General features: G+C 67.6%; 14 protein-coding genes. 3 read left to right on the plus strand and 11 right to left on the minus strand.

Features of this window, described 5'->3' with window-relative positions; all coding sequences use genetic code 11:
* The first annotated feature begins 221 nt into the window (after nt 1–221).
* From leuS to holA, 3 genes are read left to right on the plus strand one after another with little or no spacing between them, the layout of a single operon-like run.
* Complete coding sequence (leuS, locus tag QE389_RS10515; RefSeq protein WP_307367039.1) at nt 222–2,801, plus strand: leucine--tRNA ligase; 2,580 nt, start codon at nt 222–224, stop codon at nt 2,799–2,801.
* Nucleotides 2,801–3,292, plus strand: coding sequence for an LPS assembly lipoprotein LptE (gene lptE / locus QE389_RS10520; RefSeq protein WP_307367041.1), 492 nt, complete (start codon nt 2,801–2,803; stop codon nt 3,290–3,292). Before leuS ends, lptE begins: the two co-directional genes overlap by 1 nt.
* A 10-nt stretch (nt 3,293–3,302) precedes the next feature.
* Complete coding sequence (holA, locus tag QE389_RS10525; protein ID WP_307367043.1) at nt 3,303–4,355, plus strand: DNA polymerase III subunit delta; 1,053 nt, start codon at nt 3,303–3,305, stop codon at nt 4,353–4,355.
* Nucleotides 4,356–4,601: 246 nt separating this feature from the next.
* Here holA and QE389_RS10530 read toward each other — a convergent pair whose 3' ends face one another.
* The 11 genes from QE389_RS10530 to hemE form a co-directional block, all read right to left on the minus strand.
* The gene (locus tag QE389_RS10530; RefSeq protein WP_307367045.1) at nt 4,602–4,793 is read right to left on the minus strand and encodes a hypothetical protein; all 192 of its coding nucleotides are present in this window, start codon (nt 4,791–4,793) and stop codon (nt 4,602–4,604) included.
* Between the two features lie 27 nt (nt 4,794–4,820).
* Nucleotides 4,821–5,711 (minus strand): ParB/RepB/Spo0J family partition protein, encoded by an 891-nt coding sequence (locus tag QE389_RS10535; RefSeq protein WP_307367047.1) that lies wholly within the window; start codon nt 5,709–5,711, stop codon nt 4,821–4,823.
* Nucleotides 5,712–5,751: 40 nt separating this feature from the next.
* Entirely contained in the window at nt 5,752–6,570 is an 819-nt protein-coding gene (locus QE389_RS10540; protein ID WP_307367049.1) for a ParA family protein, read from the minus strand.
* Nucleotides 6,551–7,183 carry a 16S rRNA (guanine(527)-N(7))-methyltransferase RsmG gene (gene rsmG, locus QE389_RS10545; RefSeq protein WP_307367051.1) on the minus strand — a complete coding sequence of 211 codons (633 nt, stop codon included), beginning with the start codon at nt 7,181–7,183 and terminating at the stop codon, nt 6,551–6,553. The genes QE389_RS10540 and rsmG overlap by 20 nt, the downstream gene beginning before the upstream one ends.
* Nucleotides 7,183–9,063: a tRNA uridine-5-carboxymethylaminomethyl(34) synthesis enzyme MnmG gene (mnmG, locus tag QE389_RS10550; protein WP_307367054.1), complete on the minus strand. Its 1,881-nt coding sequence runs from the start codon at nt 9,061–9,063 to the stop codon at nt 7,183–7,185. Before mnmG ends, rsmG begins: the two co-directional genes overlap by 1 nt.
* Before the next feature lie 94 nt (nt 9,064–9,157).
* Entirely contained in the window at nt 9,158–10,465 is a 1,308-nt protein-coding gene (gene mnmE / locus QE389_RS10555; protein WP_307367056.1) for a tRNA uridine-5-carboxymethylaminomethyl(34) synthesis GTPase MnmE, read from the minus strand.
* A 45-nt stretch (nt 10,466–10,510) separates the two neighbouring features.
* Nucleotides 10,511–10,735 (minus strand): DUF6489 family protein, encoded by a 225-nt coding sequence (locus tag QE389_RS10560; RefSeq protein ID WP_307367058.1) that lies wholly within the window; start codon nt 10,733–10,735, stop codon nt 10,511–10,513.
* Nucleotides 10,736–10,838: 103 nt separating this feature from the next.
* A complete protein-coding gene (rho, locus tag QE389_RS10565; protein WP_307367060.1) occupies nt 10,839–12,263 on the minus strand; it encodes a transcription termination factor Rho in 1,425 nt (474 codons plus the stop codon).
* A 223-nt stretch (nt 12,264–12,486) separates the two neighbouring features.
* On the minus strand, nt 12,487–12,954 hold the full coding sequence (locus tag QE389_RS10570) for a CopD family protein (protein WP_307367062.1): 468 nt from the start codon (nt 12,952–12,954) through the stop codon (nt 12,487–12,489).
* Entirely contained in the window at nt 12,951–14,012 is a 1,062-nt protein-coding gene (gene hemH, locus QE389_RS10575; RefSeq protein WP_307367064.1) for a ferrochelatase, read from the minus strand. The genes QE389_RS10570 and hemH overlap by 4 nt, the downstream gene beginning before the upstream one ends.
* On the minus strand, nt 14,009–15,079 hold the full coding sequence (gene hemE / locus QE389_RS10580) for a uroporphyrinogen decarboxylase (RefSeq protein ID WP_307367066.1): 1,071 nt from the start codon (nt 15,077–15,079) through the stop codon (nt 14,009–14,011). The genes hemH and hemE overlap by 4 nt, the downstream gene beginning before the upstream one ends.
* Between the last annotated feature and the right edge of the window lie 330 nt (nt 15,080–15,409).

Genomic DNA, 15,409 nt, shown 5'->3' on the forward strand with positions numbered 1-15,409 from the left:
GTCTTTCGTAGGTGCTGACGCCCTTCGGGCTGCTTGAGCGGCTTTTTTGGGTGCTAACGCCCTTCGGGCTGCTTGAGCGGCTTTTTGGGTGCTAACGCCCTTCGGGCTGCTTGAGCACAAGGCTCTTGGCCCGCTGAGGCGCAATTTTCTTGGGCGCTGTCGTCCTTCGGGCTAGTTCAGTCGGGAGGGCGTCAGCGCCCTTTTCGACTTTCAGGACGACCGTGGCCCGTTACGATCCCAAGACCGCCGAACCCCGCCAGCAGGCCCGTTGGGCCGAGGCCTCCGCCTTCGTGACCAAGGATACGGGTCGGCCGAAATACTATGTGCTGGAGATGTTTCCCTATCCGTCGGGCGCCATCCACATGGGCCACGCCCGCAACTATGTGATGGGCGACGTGGTGGCGCGGTCCAAGCGCGCGCAAGGGTTCGACGTTCTGCATCCCATGGGCTGGGACGCCTTCGGCATGCCGGCCGAGAACGCGGCCATGGAGCGCGGCATCCACCCCAAGGGCTGGACCTATTCCAACATCGCCAACATGCGCGAGCAGCTGAAGCTGCTGGGCCTGTCGCTGGATTGGTCGCGCGAGTTCGCCACCTGCGACCCCGACTACTACGGCAAGCAGCAGGGCTGGTTCCTGGAGCTGTATCGGCGCGGCCTGGTCTATCGCAAGGACGGGGTGGTCAACTGGGATCCGGTCGACAACACCGTCCTGGCCAATGAACAGGTCATCGACGGGCGCGGCTGGCGCTCGGGCGCACCTGTCGAGAAGCGCAAGCTGAACCAGTGGTTCCTGCGCATCACCGACTATGCGGACGACCTGATCGACGGCCTGAAGACCCTGGACCGCTGGCCCGAAAAGGTCCGGCTGATGCAGGAGAACTGGATCGGCAAAAGCCAGGGCGCGACCCTGTGGTGGAAGGTGGTCGAGGCACCGGACTTCCTGCCCGCCTCGCCCGGGGGCGAACCCGATCATGCCCGCGAGCCGATCGAGGTTTACACCACCCGGCCCGACACCCTGTTCGGCGCCAGCTTCCTGGCCCTGGCTCCCGACCACCCCCTGACCAGGGCCATCGCCGGGCGCCGCCCGGACGTGGCCGAGTTCGTCAAACGCTGCGCCCAGTCGGGAACGTCCGAGGCCGATATCGAAAAGGCCGAAAAGCTGGGCGTCGATCTGGGCGTGCGGGTGCAGCACCCGTTCGACCCCGCGCGCACCGTGCCGGTCTGGGCGGCCAACTTCGTCCTGTCGACCTATGGCTCGGGCGCCATCTTCGGCTGCCCGGCGCACGACCAGCGCGACCTGGACTTCGCCCGCAAATACGACCTGCCCGTCACCCCGGTGGTCAAGCCCGACGACGTGGACGCCATCGAGATCGGGACCGAAGCCTATGTGGGGCCGGGCCGCCTGTTCAACTCGGCCTTCCTGGACGGGCTGGACGTGGACGCCGCCAAGGCGGCCGCCATCGCCCGTGTCGAGGCCGCCGGCCAGGGCCGGGCCGAGACCATCTATCGCCTGCGCGACTGGGGCGTCAGCCGCCAGCGTTACTGGGGCTGCCCGATCCCCATCGTCCACTGCCCGTCGTGCGGCCCGGTGGAGGTACCGGCGGATCAGCTGCCCGTCGTCCTGCCCGACGACGTGACCTTCGACACGCCCGGCAATCCGCTGGACCGTCATCCGACGTGGAAACACGTCAAATGCCCGTGCTGCGGCGCGGACGCCACGCGCGAGACCGACACCCTGGACACCTTCGTGGACTCCAGTTGGTATTTCGCCCGCTTCACCGACCCCAAGGCCGAGGCGCCGATCGACAAGGCCGCCGCCGACCGCTGGCTGCCGGTGGACCAGTATATCGGCGGGGTCGAGCATGCGGTGCTGCACCTGCTGTACGCCCGCTTCATCACCCGCGCCCTGACCGACGCCGGCCTGATGAGCGTCAAGGAGCCGTTCGCGGGCCTGTTCACCCAGGGGATGGTGGTCCACGAAACCTATCGCCGCCCCGACGGCGTCTGGGTGGAGCCCACGGACGTCGAACTGACCCACGCCAACGGCGTCCGCTCGGCCCGCCAGCTGTCCACCGGCCAGACCGTGATCATCGGCGACATCGAGAAGATGTCCAAATCCAAGAAGAACGTCGTGGCGCCGGCGGAAATCCTGTCCACTCACGGCGTGGACGCCGGCCGCCTGTTCGTCCTGTCCGACAGCCCGCCCGAGCGCGATATCCAGTGGACCCCCGGCGGCATCGAGGGCGCCAGCCGCTTCGTTCAGCGGGTCTGGGCCCTGTTCGACGGCTTCGACCCCGCCGCCCCCGGCGAGGCCAAGGCCGACGCCGAACTGATCCGCGAAACGCACAAGGCGATCAAGGCCGTGTCCGAAGGGGTGGAGGGCTTCCGCTTCAACTCGGCCATCGCCAAGCTCTACGCCTTCGTCGCCGTCATCCGCGACGCGGCCCAGGCGGGCGGCGAGGCCCGGCGGCAGGCCCTTTCGGCCCTGGCCCGGCTGATCGCCCCCTTCACCCCGCACCTGGCCGAGGAAGGCTGGACCCGACTGGGCGAAGAGGGGATGGTTCTGGACGCGCCGTGGCCCATGTGGGACGCTGCGCTGGCGGCCGACGACGACGTGGTCCTGCCCATCCAGATCAACGGCAAGCGACGGGCGGAAATCCGCGTGGCGCGCGGTTCCGAACCGGCCGAGGTCGAGGCGCTGGTCCTGGCCGACGACACCGTCAAGGCGCGGCTGGAGGGTCTGAGCGTGAAGAAGATCGTCGTGGTCAAGGACCGCATCGTCAATCTGGTGGCCTGCTGATGCGGCGCGCGGCGATCCTGTCGGCCGTGGCGGTCCTGGGCGCAGGCTGCGGCGTTTCGGCCTGCGGCTTCACCCCTCTCTACGCCGATCCGGCGGTCGGGTCGCCGCTGCGCCGCATCGCCGTGATCGGCCAGGACGACCGGCTGGGCTATCGCCTGCGCGAGCAGCTGGAGGACGCTCTGGCCTGGGATCGGTCGGCGACGCCGCTGTATCGGCTGGAGACCCATGTGCGTCAGAGCCGCCGTCCCCTGGGCCGCCGCATCGACGACACGGCCACCCGCTACGAGCTGACGGTCAAGGCGGACTGGACCCTGACCCCGGCGACGGGCGGAAGCCCCGTCAGCGGCAGCGAGACCGTCACCACCACCTACGCCGCCGCCGACCAGCCCTACGCCGCCATCGCCGCCCAGCAGGACGGCGAGGAACGCGCCGCCGCCGAATTGGCGCGCCTGATCCGCCTGGACGTCATGCAGGCCCTGGCGGCGCGGTGAGCCGGCCCCGATGATCCTGGCCAAACGCCCCGAGATCGACCGCTTCCTGAAGGCGCCCGATCCGGCGATCCGCGCGGCCGTGATCCACGGCAAGGACAGATCCGGCGTCGCCGAGCGGGCCGAGATTCTGTGCCGCACCGTCACGCCGGACTTGAACGACCCGTTCAACGTCACCGTCCTGACCGACAGCGACATCGACAGCGACGAAACCAGGCTGGAAGAGGCCCTGACCGCCTTGTCCCTGATGGGAGGGCGACGTCTGGTGCGGGTGCGCCTGTCGGCCCTGAAACCCGGCGTGGACAAGGCCGTGGCCGCCGCCGTCAAGATCCACGCCTCGGGCGGCTACAATCCCGACGCCATGCTGGTGGTCGAGGCCGACCAGCTGGGCCGCGACTCCGCCCTGCGCAAGACCGCCGAGAAGGAGAACGGCGCGGTCGGCATCGTCTGCTACGAGGACGAGACGGGCGACGTGGCCCGTATGACGCGCGAGGCCCTGGCCGCCGACAAGACCGCCCTGACCGCCGACGCCCTGGATCGGTTCGTCGCCCGCCTGCCCCGCGAACGCGGCCTGATGCGACAGGAGATCGAGCGTCTGGTCCTGTTCATCGGCCCCGGCTCGGGTCGCACCCTGGACGTGGACGAACTGGAGCAGCATCTGGGGGTCGAGCCCGACGCCTCCCTGTCCGACGCGGCGCTGCAGGCTTTCGGCGCCCGGCCCGGCCCGGCGCAGTCGGGCCTCCGGCGCGCCTTCGCCGAGGGCGAATCTTCGGTCCTGGCCGTGCGTTCGGCCGCGTTGCATCTAGGAAAGCTTCGCCGGATCAATGTCTTGCAGGCGAACGGCGCCCACGCCAAGGAGGCCGCCAAGGCCGCCGGCGTCTTCTGGAAGCAGGAGGCGGAAATGCTGCGTCAGGCTCGCGCCTGGCGGCTGGAGGCTCTGGACGAGGTGATGGACAGCATCAACACCGCCGATGTCGCCACCAAGACGACCGGCATGCCCGACCAACTGATCGCCGAGCGGCTGCTGCTGGAGATCGCCGGCCGCGCGCGCCGGCTGGGCCTATAAAAGCGGCCTGAGCATTCCGCTGCTGACAAGCCCGGCCCGACCTCGGATGGTCTCGCGGTAAAAATGTTTCTGTTTCAATGTCTTGCGGATTTATCGCCGCAATCGACGCGCCATAGGCGAAAAGGGGCGCACGATCGGGCCATGCGCGCCCACGTCCCGCCTACCGGCCGAATTGCACCCTTTTGCATTTTGCAGCGTTTTTCGGTGTGCAGTTCAATTTCGCACAGGCTTTCGGCGGCGCGCGCCTCAGCCCCGCTTCGACGCCCGACGGAAGGCGGGTTTGGCCAGGGCCACATTGCGCGCGGCGACCGCCTTTTCCTCGGCCTTGGCGCCGGGCTGGGCGCCGAAGCCATGGCCGGTCTTGGCCTTCTTGGCCTTCTTGGCCGCCAGGGCGGCCTTCAGCTTGTCGGCGGGGCTCGGTGTGTCAGGTTCGGTCATGCCCAAGCCCTTAGCACATTGCGCGCCTCAACCCCGCATCAAACGCCGACACAGGTCGTCCAACTGTTCCAGGGTGCCATAGCGGATGGTCAGCTCGCCCTTGCCGTTCCGGTCGGTCAGCTGGACGTTCAGGCCAAGGGCGTCGGCCAGATCCTGCTGCAGGGCGGCCACGTCGGCCGCGCCTTCGGTGCCCCCCTTCGCTCCGCCCGTCCGCGCCTTGGCCGACTTGGGGCCTTCGACCGCGCGCCGCGCCAGGGCCTCGGTCTCACGCACGCTCAGCCCGTCCACGAAGGCGATGTCGGCCAGCTGCGCCGGGTCGGGCGTGTTGATCAGGGCACGCGCATGACCCGCCGTCAACTTGCCCTCGCGCACATAGAACAGCACCCGTTCCGGCAGTTGCAGCAGCCGCAGCGTGTTGGCCACATGGCTGCGGCTCTTGCCGACCACGCCGGCCACCGCGTCCTGGGTGCGGCCGAACCGCTCCATCAGCACGCGATAGGCCTCGGCCTCTTCCAACGGATTCAGGTCGGCGCGCTGGACGTTCTCGACGATGGCGACCTCGAACACCTCCACGTCGTCCATCTCGTGGACCACGATCGGCACCTCGGTCAGGCGCGCGGCCTGGGAAGCGCGCCAGCGCCGCTCGCCGGCGATGATCTGCCAGACCCCGTCCTCGCCCGGCTGGGTCCGCACCAGGATCGGCTGCAGCACGCCCTTGTCGCGGATCGAGGCCGTCAGTTCCTCTAGGTCTTCCTGACGGAAGGTCTTGCGCGGCTGGTCGGGATTGGGCTTCAGGCTTTCGATCGGCACGCGGCGCACGCCCGCAGGGGCCGGCGCGTCCGATGTGACCGGCGCCTCGGCGTTCTCGCCCAGCAATGCCGACAGGCCGCGGCCCAAACCTCTTTGTCGTTCAGCCAAGATACTGTTTCCGTTTCTTCTATTGTTCAGGCCGCCGATTTCAGGCCGCCAGCTTGGTCCGTTCGCGCTCGCGCTTCACCACTTCCTTGGCCAGGCGCACATAGGCCTGACTGCCCGCGCATTTCAGGTCGTAGATCAGGGCCGGCTTGCCGAAGGACGGCGCCTCGGCGACCCGCACGTTGCGCGGAATCACGCTGTCATAGACCTTGTCGCCGAAATGGGCCCGCACATCGTTCGCCACCTGTCCGGACAGGGCGCTGCGCCGGTCGTACATGGTCAAGATCAGGCCCTGGATTTCCAGCGCCGGGTTCAGGCTGTGCTTGACCATGTCGATGGTCCTCATCAACTGGCTCAGACCTTCCAGGGCGAAGAATTCGCACTGCAGCGGCACCAGGACCGCATCCGCCGCCGCCATGGCGTTCAGCGTCAGAAGGTTCAGCGACGGGGGACAGTCGATCAGCACATAGTCATACGCGGTAGGGCCGCTGTCATGGACGCGCAGCGCGTCCCGCAGCCGATAGGAGCGGCGATCCGCCTGGCTCAATTCGATCTCCACGCCCGACATGTCGGCGTCGGCCGGCACGATCCACAGGCCCGGCACCGTCGTCTCGACCGCCGCATCGTCGATGGAGCGTTGATCCACCACCACGTCATAGATGGTGACGCGACGTGTTTCACGTGGAACACCCAGGCCCGTGGAGGCGTTGCCCTGCGGGTCCATGTCCACGATCAGCACCTTTTCACCGATGGCGGCCAGGGCGGTGCCCAGGTTGATGGCCGTGGTCGTCTTGCCGACCCCGCCCTTCTGATTGGACACGGCAAGCACGCGAGCAGGCTTTTTAGCGCGTTGTGCGGACACGGCGAAGGCTCCGAATGGTCACGATGCGGCCGCGCGGGTCGCTTTGCGACGGGGCCAGTTCAGCGTCGAAATGCCAGGATTTGCGGGCCTCGATCAACTCCGATTCCGCCTTCTCGCCCTTCAGAAACAAACCTTGTGCACCCCTTTCGAAGTAGGGCTGTGCATAACCCAGCAACCGGTCCATCGGGGCCACGGCCCGCGCCGTGACGACATCGCACGTCACGCTCTGCGCCTCGGCCCGGCCGTTCAGAACCGTGGCCGGGAGCTTCAGGGTATCGACGATCTCCTGCAGGAAGCGGCACCGCTTCCCCAGGCTGTCGATCAGCCAGACATGGGCCCCGTCCCTCCCCTTCGACAGAATGGTCAGGACCACGCCCGGAAACCCCGCCCCGGCGCCCAGGTCGGCCCAGGTCCGGGCGTCCGGCGCATGGGCCAGCAGTTGCGCGCTGTCCCAGGCGTGGCGGTTCCAAAAATCGGGCAGGCTGTCGGGCCCCACCAGGTTCATCACCGCATTCGCCTCGGTCAAACGCACGCGGAAAGCCTCCAGATCGGCCATCTGCTGTTCGCTGGCGCCCGTCTTCGCCTGGAAGACAGCCCTTTCGGCCTCCAGCATCAGGCGGCCGCCACGGTGCGCGGCGCCCGCTTCACATGGGCCAAAAGGGCGGTCAGGGCGCCCGGCGTCATGCCCTCGATACGGCCGGCCTGACCCAGGGTGCGGGGCTGGATGCGGATCAGCTTCTCGCGCACCTCGTTCGACAGACCGCCGATGGAGCCATAGTCCAGGTCGGGCGGCAGTTGCAGCCCCTCTTCCGTTCGAAGCGCCTCGGCCTCCACCGCCTGTCGGTCCAGATAGTTGGCGTAGCCGGCGTCGATCTCGATTTGCTCGCGGATGTCGTCGCTCCAGCGGGCGATGGCCGGATGGACGGAAAGAAATCGATCCAGCGACACGCCGGGGAAGGCCAGAAGCTCGCGCATCGAGCGGCGGCGGCCGTCGGCGTTGACGGCGATGCCCAGGGCTTTGGCCTCGTTTGGCGTGAAAAGGGTTTCACGTGAAACGCGACCCGCTTCGGCCAACTGCGCCGCCTTCGCCTCGAACCGCGCGCGCCTCTGAGCGCCCACGATCCCGAGCTCGATCCCCAGCGACGTTAGCCTTTGATCGGCGTTGTCGGCTCTCAGCGTCAGCCGATACTCGGCCCGGCTGGTGAACATGCGATAGGGCTCGGTCACGCCGCGCGTCACCAGATCGTCGATCATCACCCCTATATAGGCCTGGTCCCGACCCAGAACGACCGCGCCCTGCCCCGCCGCCGCGCGCGCCGCATTCAGCCCGGCCATCAGCCCCTGCGCCGCCGCCTCCTCATAGCCGGTCGTGCCGTTGATCTGGCCGGCCAGATAGAGCCCCGGCCGCTTCTTGACCTCCAGCGCCGGGCTCAACTCGCGCGGATCAACATAGTCGTATTCGATGGCGTACCCATAGCGGAACACCTCGACCGCCTCCAGACCGGGGATGGTCCGCAGGAAGGCCAGTTGGGTCGCCTCGCTGACGGACGTGGAAACGCCGTTGGGATAGACGGTCGGATCGTCCAGACCTTCGGGCTCCAGGAAGATCTGATGGCTGGTCTTGTCGGCGAACCGCACCACCTTGTCCTCGATCGAGGGACAGTAGCGGGGCCCCCGACCCGACAGCCGACCGCCATAGACGGCGCTCTCGCCCAGGTTCTCGGCGATGATGCGGTGGGTCTCCTCCGTCGTATGGGTCACGCCGCAGGCGATCTGCGGCACGGTGATCCGGTCGGTCAGGAACGAAAAGGCGGACGGCGTCCGATCCGCCTGCTGCGTCTCCAGTCGATCCCAGGCGATGGTCCGGCCGTCCAGTCGCGCGGGCGTGCCGGTCTTCAGCCGCCCCATCGTCAGGTCCGCCACATGCAGATCGGCCGCCAGTCCGGTCGACGGCGCCTCGCCATGACGCCCTGCGGGAATACGGTCCTCACCCCGATGGATCACGCCGTTCAGGAAGGTGCCGGTCGTCAGGACGACGGCGCCCGCGCGGATCGTTTCCCCCGCCCCGGTCGTCACACCGACCACGCGGTCTCGGTCCAGGACCAGGCTCTCGGCCGTACCCGCCTTCAGAGTCAAGTTCGGCGTCCCGGCCAGTTCGGCCTGCATCGCCTCGCGGTACAGACGGCGGTCGATCTGGCTGCGCGGTCCGCGCACGGCCGCCCCCTTGGATCGGTTCAGCAGGCGAAACTGAATGCCAGACACATCGGCCAGCCGGCCCATGACACCATCCAGCGCATCGATCTCCCGCACCAGATGGCCCTTGCCCAGGCCGCCGATAGCCGGGTTGCAACTCATTTCGCCGACGGTTTCCAGCTTCTGGGTCAACAGAATCGTGCGCGCTCCAGCGCGGGCCGAGGCGGCAGCGGCTTCACAGCCGGCGTGGCCGCCGCCGATGACGACGACATCGAAGGAGAGATCGGTGAGGGAGGACATTCGCGTCCCATAGTCCAGATCGGGCTATTTCGCCAGCGCGAGGAGAGAAGGGGATGGCGGCCTGACCGACGGTGTTTCACGTGAAACGCCGGCCCTACTTGCCGATACAGAAGGTTGAAAAGACCTGCCCCAGAATGTCTTCCACCCCGATGGCCCCCGTCACACGGGACAGGGCGTCAGCCGCACGGCGCAGATCGTCGCCGGCCATCTCGGGCGCCACCTCCAGGGCGCTGCGGGCCGCCTGAACCGCACCCAGGGCCTCGGCCAACCGCAGGCGATGGCGTTCCCGCGTTACTGCGGGGAAGTCGGCGCCGGACAGGTCCGTTGCCAGACGCGCGGCGATCCAGTCCCGCAACACGGCCAACCCCTGCCCCGTCGCCGTACTGACCGACAAAGCTGCGAAGGCCGGGTCGTGAACGACCGCGCCCTGGTCCGCCTTGTTCGCCACGATCAGGTCGCCAGGGCGGACGTAGTCGGCGGCGGTTCCAGCAGGATCGCCCGGGGCCCGGACCCACAGGCGAAGATCCGCCTGTTCGGCGCGCTGGCGGGCGCGGCGCACCCCTTCCGCTTCCACCGGATCATCGCTGTCGCGCAGGCCGGCCGTATCGGACAGGGTCACGGCGTAGCCGCCGATGATCAGGTCGGCATCCAGCACATCCCGGGTCGTGCCGGCGATAGGCGTGACGATGGCCGCTTCCCGCGCGACCAGGGCGTTGAACAGCGACGACTTGCCCGCATTCGTCTCTCCGATCAGCACGATGCGATAACCGTCTCTGACCCGCTCGCCGCGTCGGCCCGTCTCCACGGCGCGGCTCAGATCCTCGGCCAACCGATCCAGCACCGGCCCGGCGGTGCGGGCCAGATTGTCCGGCACCTCCTCGTCGGGAAAGTCGATCTCGGCCTCGACCAAGGCCAGGGCCTGGAGCAGATCACGCCGGAAGCCGGCATAGGTCTCGCTGAGTCGACCATCCAGCTGGCCAAGGGCCTGTTTCGCCTGGGCCGTGGTTTCGGCGTCGATCAGGTCGGCCACCGCCTCGGCCTGGGTCAGGTCCATCCGACCGTTCTGGAAAGCGCGGCGCGTGAACTCCCCCGGCTCTGCGGGCCGGACGCCCAGATCGATCAGGGCGCGGCTGGCCGCCTCCACCACCGCCCGGCCGCCATGCAGATGCAGTTCAGCGGCGTCTTCGCCCGTATAGCTGTTGGGCGCGACGAAGCGCAGGACCAGCGCCTGGTCGATGACCGCGCCGTCGTGGATCAGGTCGCGCACGGCCGCCAGGCGAGGCTTCAATCGCGTGGCGCCCAGAGCTGTCAGGGTCGCATCGACCGCAGGCCCGGACAGGCGGATCACGGCGATAGCCCCGCGACCGGGCGGGGTGGCCAGAGCGAAGATGGTGTCGGTCATGATGGGCGGCCGCCTCTCAGCCGGCACTGAGCGGACCGGCGGGGTTCACTTGACGGCGGCTTCCATCAGGCGACGAAATTGGTCTTGGGCCTGAAGGCCGAAGCTGGTCCATGTCTTCATCAGCTCTTCGGGCTGCATCGCCGCGACATTGGCCTGCATCCGCTTCTGCATCTCGGACACCATGGCCTCGTTCAAGGGCGCGACGTCGGGCAGGCCCAGAAAGGCCCGCGCCTCGGCCGGTGTGCAGTCCACCTCGACATTGATTTTCATCGCACTGTCTCCTGTTTCATGTGAAACATGTCTGTGCTCTCCCAACGCCAGCGCAACTCAGGCGACTGTTCGAGGCGCCGACCCTGCCCGCGATGGCGCCCGATCAGGTGTTCATGGACTGGAAGAAGTCGGCGTTGTTCTTGGACTGACGCAACTTGTCGAGCAGGAACTCGATCGCGTCCTGCGGCCCCATGGGGTTCAGGATGCGGCGCAGAACATAGGTCTTGGCCAGCTGATCCTTGGGCGTGATCAGATCTTCCTTGCGGGTGCCGGACTTCAGCACGTCGATGGCGGGGAAGATGCGCTTGTCCGCCACCTTGCGGTCCAGCACGATTTCCGAGTTGCCGGTGCCCTTGAACTCTTCGAAGATCACCTCGTCCATGCGGCTGCCGGTGTCGATCAGGGCCGTGGCGATGATGGTCAGCGAACCGCCCTGCTCCACATTGCGCGCGGCGCCGAAGAAGCGCTTGGGCCGCTGCAGGGCGTTGGCGTCGACGCCGCCCGTCAGCACCTTGCCCGACGACGGGACGGTGGCGTTATAGGCGCGGCCCAGGCGGGTGATGGAGTCCAGCAGGATCACCACGTCCTTCTTGTGCTCGACCAGACGCTTGGCCTTTTCGATCACCATTTCGGCGACGGCGACGTGGCGCGTGGCGGGCTCGTCGAAGGTGGAAGCCACGACCTCGCCCTTCACCGTGCGCTGCATGTCGGTGACTTCTTCCGGGCGCTCGTCGATCAGGAGGACGATCAGGAAGACCTCGGGGTGGTTCTTCTCGATCGACTTGGCGATGTTCTGCAGCATCACCGTCTTGCCGACGCGCGGCGGGGCCACGATCAGGCAGCGCTGACCCTTGCCCAGCGGGGCGACGATGTCGATGACCCGGCCCGATCGGTCCTTCAGGGTCGGGTCCTGGATTTCCATGTGCAGCCGCTCCTCGGGATAGAGGGGCGTCAGGTTGTCGAACAGGACCTTGGTCTTGACCAGTTCCGGGTCTTCCAGATTGATCGTGTCGACCTTCAGCAGGGCGAAGTAGCGTTCGCCCTCGCGCGGGCCGCGCACGGCGCCGTGGACGGTGTCGCCCGACCGCAGGCCGAAGCGGCGAATCTGGGACGGCGACACATAGATATCGTCCGGCCCCGGAAGATAGTTGGCGTCGGAACTGCGCAGGAAGCCGAAACCGTCGGGCAGGATTTCCAGCACGCCGTCGGCGATGATCTCGACTTCCTCGTCCGACAGAGCCTTGAGGATGGCGAACAGCAGATCCTGCTTGCGCAGATTCGAGGCGTTCTCGACCTCCAGCTGTTCGGCGAAGGCCACGAGATCGGCCGGCGTCTTCTCGTTCAGCTCCGCCAAGGTGATGCGGCCGTTGGGAACGACGGGTTCGCCGTCCTCTTCGTCCTCGGCCGTCGTGTCCACGCCGGAATCGGCGCCGGCGGCCTCGCCCGGCTCATGGGCGGCGCCGTGATGGGCGGGTTCGAGGGCTTCGACCTCGGGGGAATCGGTGTCGGTGTCGCGGACGTCGGTCATGATGCAGGCTCGCGGGCGCGCACCGGGGCGGTGCGGCGTCGGGTCTCGGAATGGTCTGGCCCTGGGGCCGGAAGGGAGGGCGCGACGGGCTCCCGCCGATCAAGGCCAGCGGGCGTCGCGAAGAGAGAGGGACCGCCGGTCAGGCCGAACGGTTCGCGGCCAGCGAAACCACAGGCGGACCTGCGGGTCAAGCGGCGCCGCACAAGCCAGGGTCAGCCGACGATCAGCGGAACGTCCACTCCGTCGTCACCGACAGCACCATGACGATGGCCAGCAGGAACGGGATCTCGTTGGTCATACGCCAGAACTTGCCGGAGTATTTCGACGCGCCGGCGGCGATCTTCCTGCGCTGGGCGGCCAGGAAGCCGTGCCAGCCGCTGAGCAGGACCACGCCGGTCAGCTTGGCGATCATCCAGGGTTCGGCGAGAAAGCCCACACCGCGCGCGGCGACGTCCAGATGGATCAGCCACAGACCGAAACCCCAAGCCAGGATCATGGCCGGGTTCAGGATGATGCGTAAAAGCCGGGTCTGCCACTGACGCAGCAGGGCCTGCATCTCGCCGCGCAAGGGCTCGGGCTTGGCGTTCTGCTCGGCGTCATAGGCGTAAAGGCGCGGCAGGAACAACAGACCGGCCATCCAGGCGATCACCGCCAGAATGTGCAGGCCGCGCGCGGTGTCATAGGCGTTCATGCCGCATCCTTTGCGTGACGATGGGGACAGGCCTTCCAGCCCGCCTTGCAGCCCAGACCGAACGGGGCGACCCCGGTGCGGGACAGAGCATCGCGGGCCGCGTCGGCCAGAGCCTCGATGAACAACGGTTCGATCCCCACCGCCGGCGCCCGCAGATAGGGACTGGCCCCCTTTTCATGGGCCAGTTCGCCGTATTCGATGTCCAACTCCACCAGGGTCTCGATATGTTCGGAGACAAAGGCGATGGGGGTGATGACGACGCCCACCCCGTCCTTGGCCGCCTGTTCGATGGCGTCCGGCGTCGAGGGGCCTAGCCATTTCATCGGTCCCACCCGGCTCTGATAGCAGATGGCGTGGTCGATGGGGCCGCGCCGGGCCTCGATGGCGGCGACCACGGCGGAGACCGTGGTTTCTATCTGTTCCTGATAGGGATCGCCCTTCGCCGTCACCAGCTTCTCGGGGATGCCGTGGGCCGAGAACAGCACCCGCACGGGCCGACCGGCCGCCTCGTCCAGCTTTTCGCCTATGGCCTGGGCCTGGGCCTCGATCCAGCCGGTCGCGGCCGGATAGCAGCAGACGGCGCGGCTGACGCCCGGCCCGGCGTAGGCGGCGGCCCAGGCCCTGAACGAAGACTGGGTCGTGGTGGTCGAGAACTGAGGGTAAAGCGGCAACAGCACCACCTCGTCCGGCCCGAAGGCCGCCACATCGGCGGCCGTCTCCTCGGTCAGGGGGCTCCAGTAGCGCATGGCGATGAAGACCCGCACCGTATCGGCGTCCAGGCGGCCGTTCAGCACGGCTTCCAGAGCTTCGGCCTGGCGACGGGTTTCGGACAGCAGGGGCGATCCCCCGCCCATCAGGGCGTAGTTCGCCTGGGCGCCGGCCTCGCGCCTGCTGGAGATCAGTCGCGCCAACGGCGTGCGCACGATCCCGGGAAGGCCGATGATGGCCGGATCGTTGAACAGGTTGAACAGGAAGGGTTTGACCGAAGCCTGGTCGTCCGGTCCGCCCAGATTGAACAGCACCACCGCGATGCGACGCCCTGGCTTCGCTCCCGTCATTGGGCGCCGATCCGTTTCAGAACCCGTTCGACATGGTCGATCGGCACGTCCGGCAGGATGCCGTGGCCCAGATTGAAGATCCACGGCCCCTGGCCCCAGGCGTCCATCAGCTGATCGACCCGGTGGTCCAGCAGTTCGCCGCCCGCGCGCAGAAGCAGGGGGTCCAGCGCGCCCTGGATCGGCTTGATCTGCTGCACGCGCCGACCGACCTCAAGCGGACAGGCCGTGTCCAGGGCGACGGCGTCGACGGCCACCTGTTCGGCGTATCGTTCGGCAAGTGCGGCCGAACCGCGCGGAAAGCCGATCAGCGGGACGGTGACGCCCAAGTCGCGCACGCGCTGGACCAGGGCCTGGTGTGGTTTCAGGACAAGGCGTTCGAACAGGTCGTCCGGCAGGCCCTCGGCCCAGCTCTCGAATATCTTCAGAACCTGGGCGCCGGCGTCGGCCTGCATCTTCAGATAGCGGGCCGTGGCCTCGACCAGGACCTCCAGCGTCTCGTCCACGCGCCTAGGGTCGGCATAGGCGTAGGTGCGCGCCTGGGCGCGTTCGCCCTTGCCGATGGTGCGGTGTTCGCCGTCCAACATATAGGTCGCCACCGTCCAGGGCGCGCCTGCGAACCCGATCAGGGCCCGCTCCGGCTCCAGGGCCGCGCGCACCAGGGACAGGGTCTGACCCACGGCCGCCAGATGCTCGCCCGCCGCCGGGGCCCGCTCGGCCATACGGCCCGGGATCGGCATTTCGCCCAGCCGCGGCCCCTCGCCCGCCTCGAACCACACGTCCTGGCCCAGGGCGCGGGGGATCAGAAGAATGTCGGCGAAAACGATGGCCGCGTCGAAACCGAACCGGCGCATGGGCTGAAGCGTCGCCTCGGCGGCCATTTCGGGGTTCAGACAGAAGGCGACGAAATCCGGCGCCTCGGCCCGCAGGCGTCGATATTCGGGCAAATACCGTCCAGCCTGGCGCATGAACCAGACGGGGGGCCGATCCAAGGTCTCGCCGGCCAGGGCGCGGATGATCCGGGGGACCGGCTGGGCCGTCGGGGTCTGGATCGCGTCGAGATCGGTCATGTCGGACGATTAAGGTCACAGTTCCCCGCTCTCAATCCCTAATCAGAATAAGAATTAAAAGATTCGTAGAGGCAGGTAGGGCCGTGGAAAGTCGGGGAAGACTCCGTCGTCGCCCCCGGAACAAAAGCGGATATCCCCGCCGGCCCCATCCTTAAAGGGGATGGCTGGACCAGTTCTTCCACCCGTGGATAATCCTTAACAAAGCCTTAAAGCGCCGGACTTTGCGGGCCGCGAGGCTGTGAACGCGGTTAAGCGGCGTTAACCTCTCGTTAGGATTTTCCACAGCCGAGGCGAAGTCGGTCATCCGCCTTGGGATCAACCGGGCGCCAG

It is taken from the genome of Brevundimonas sp. SORGH_AS_0993, assembly GCF_030818545.1.
Lineage (GTDB): Bacteria > Pseudomonadota > Alphaproteobacteria > Caulobacterales > Caulobacteraceae > Brevundimonas.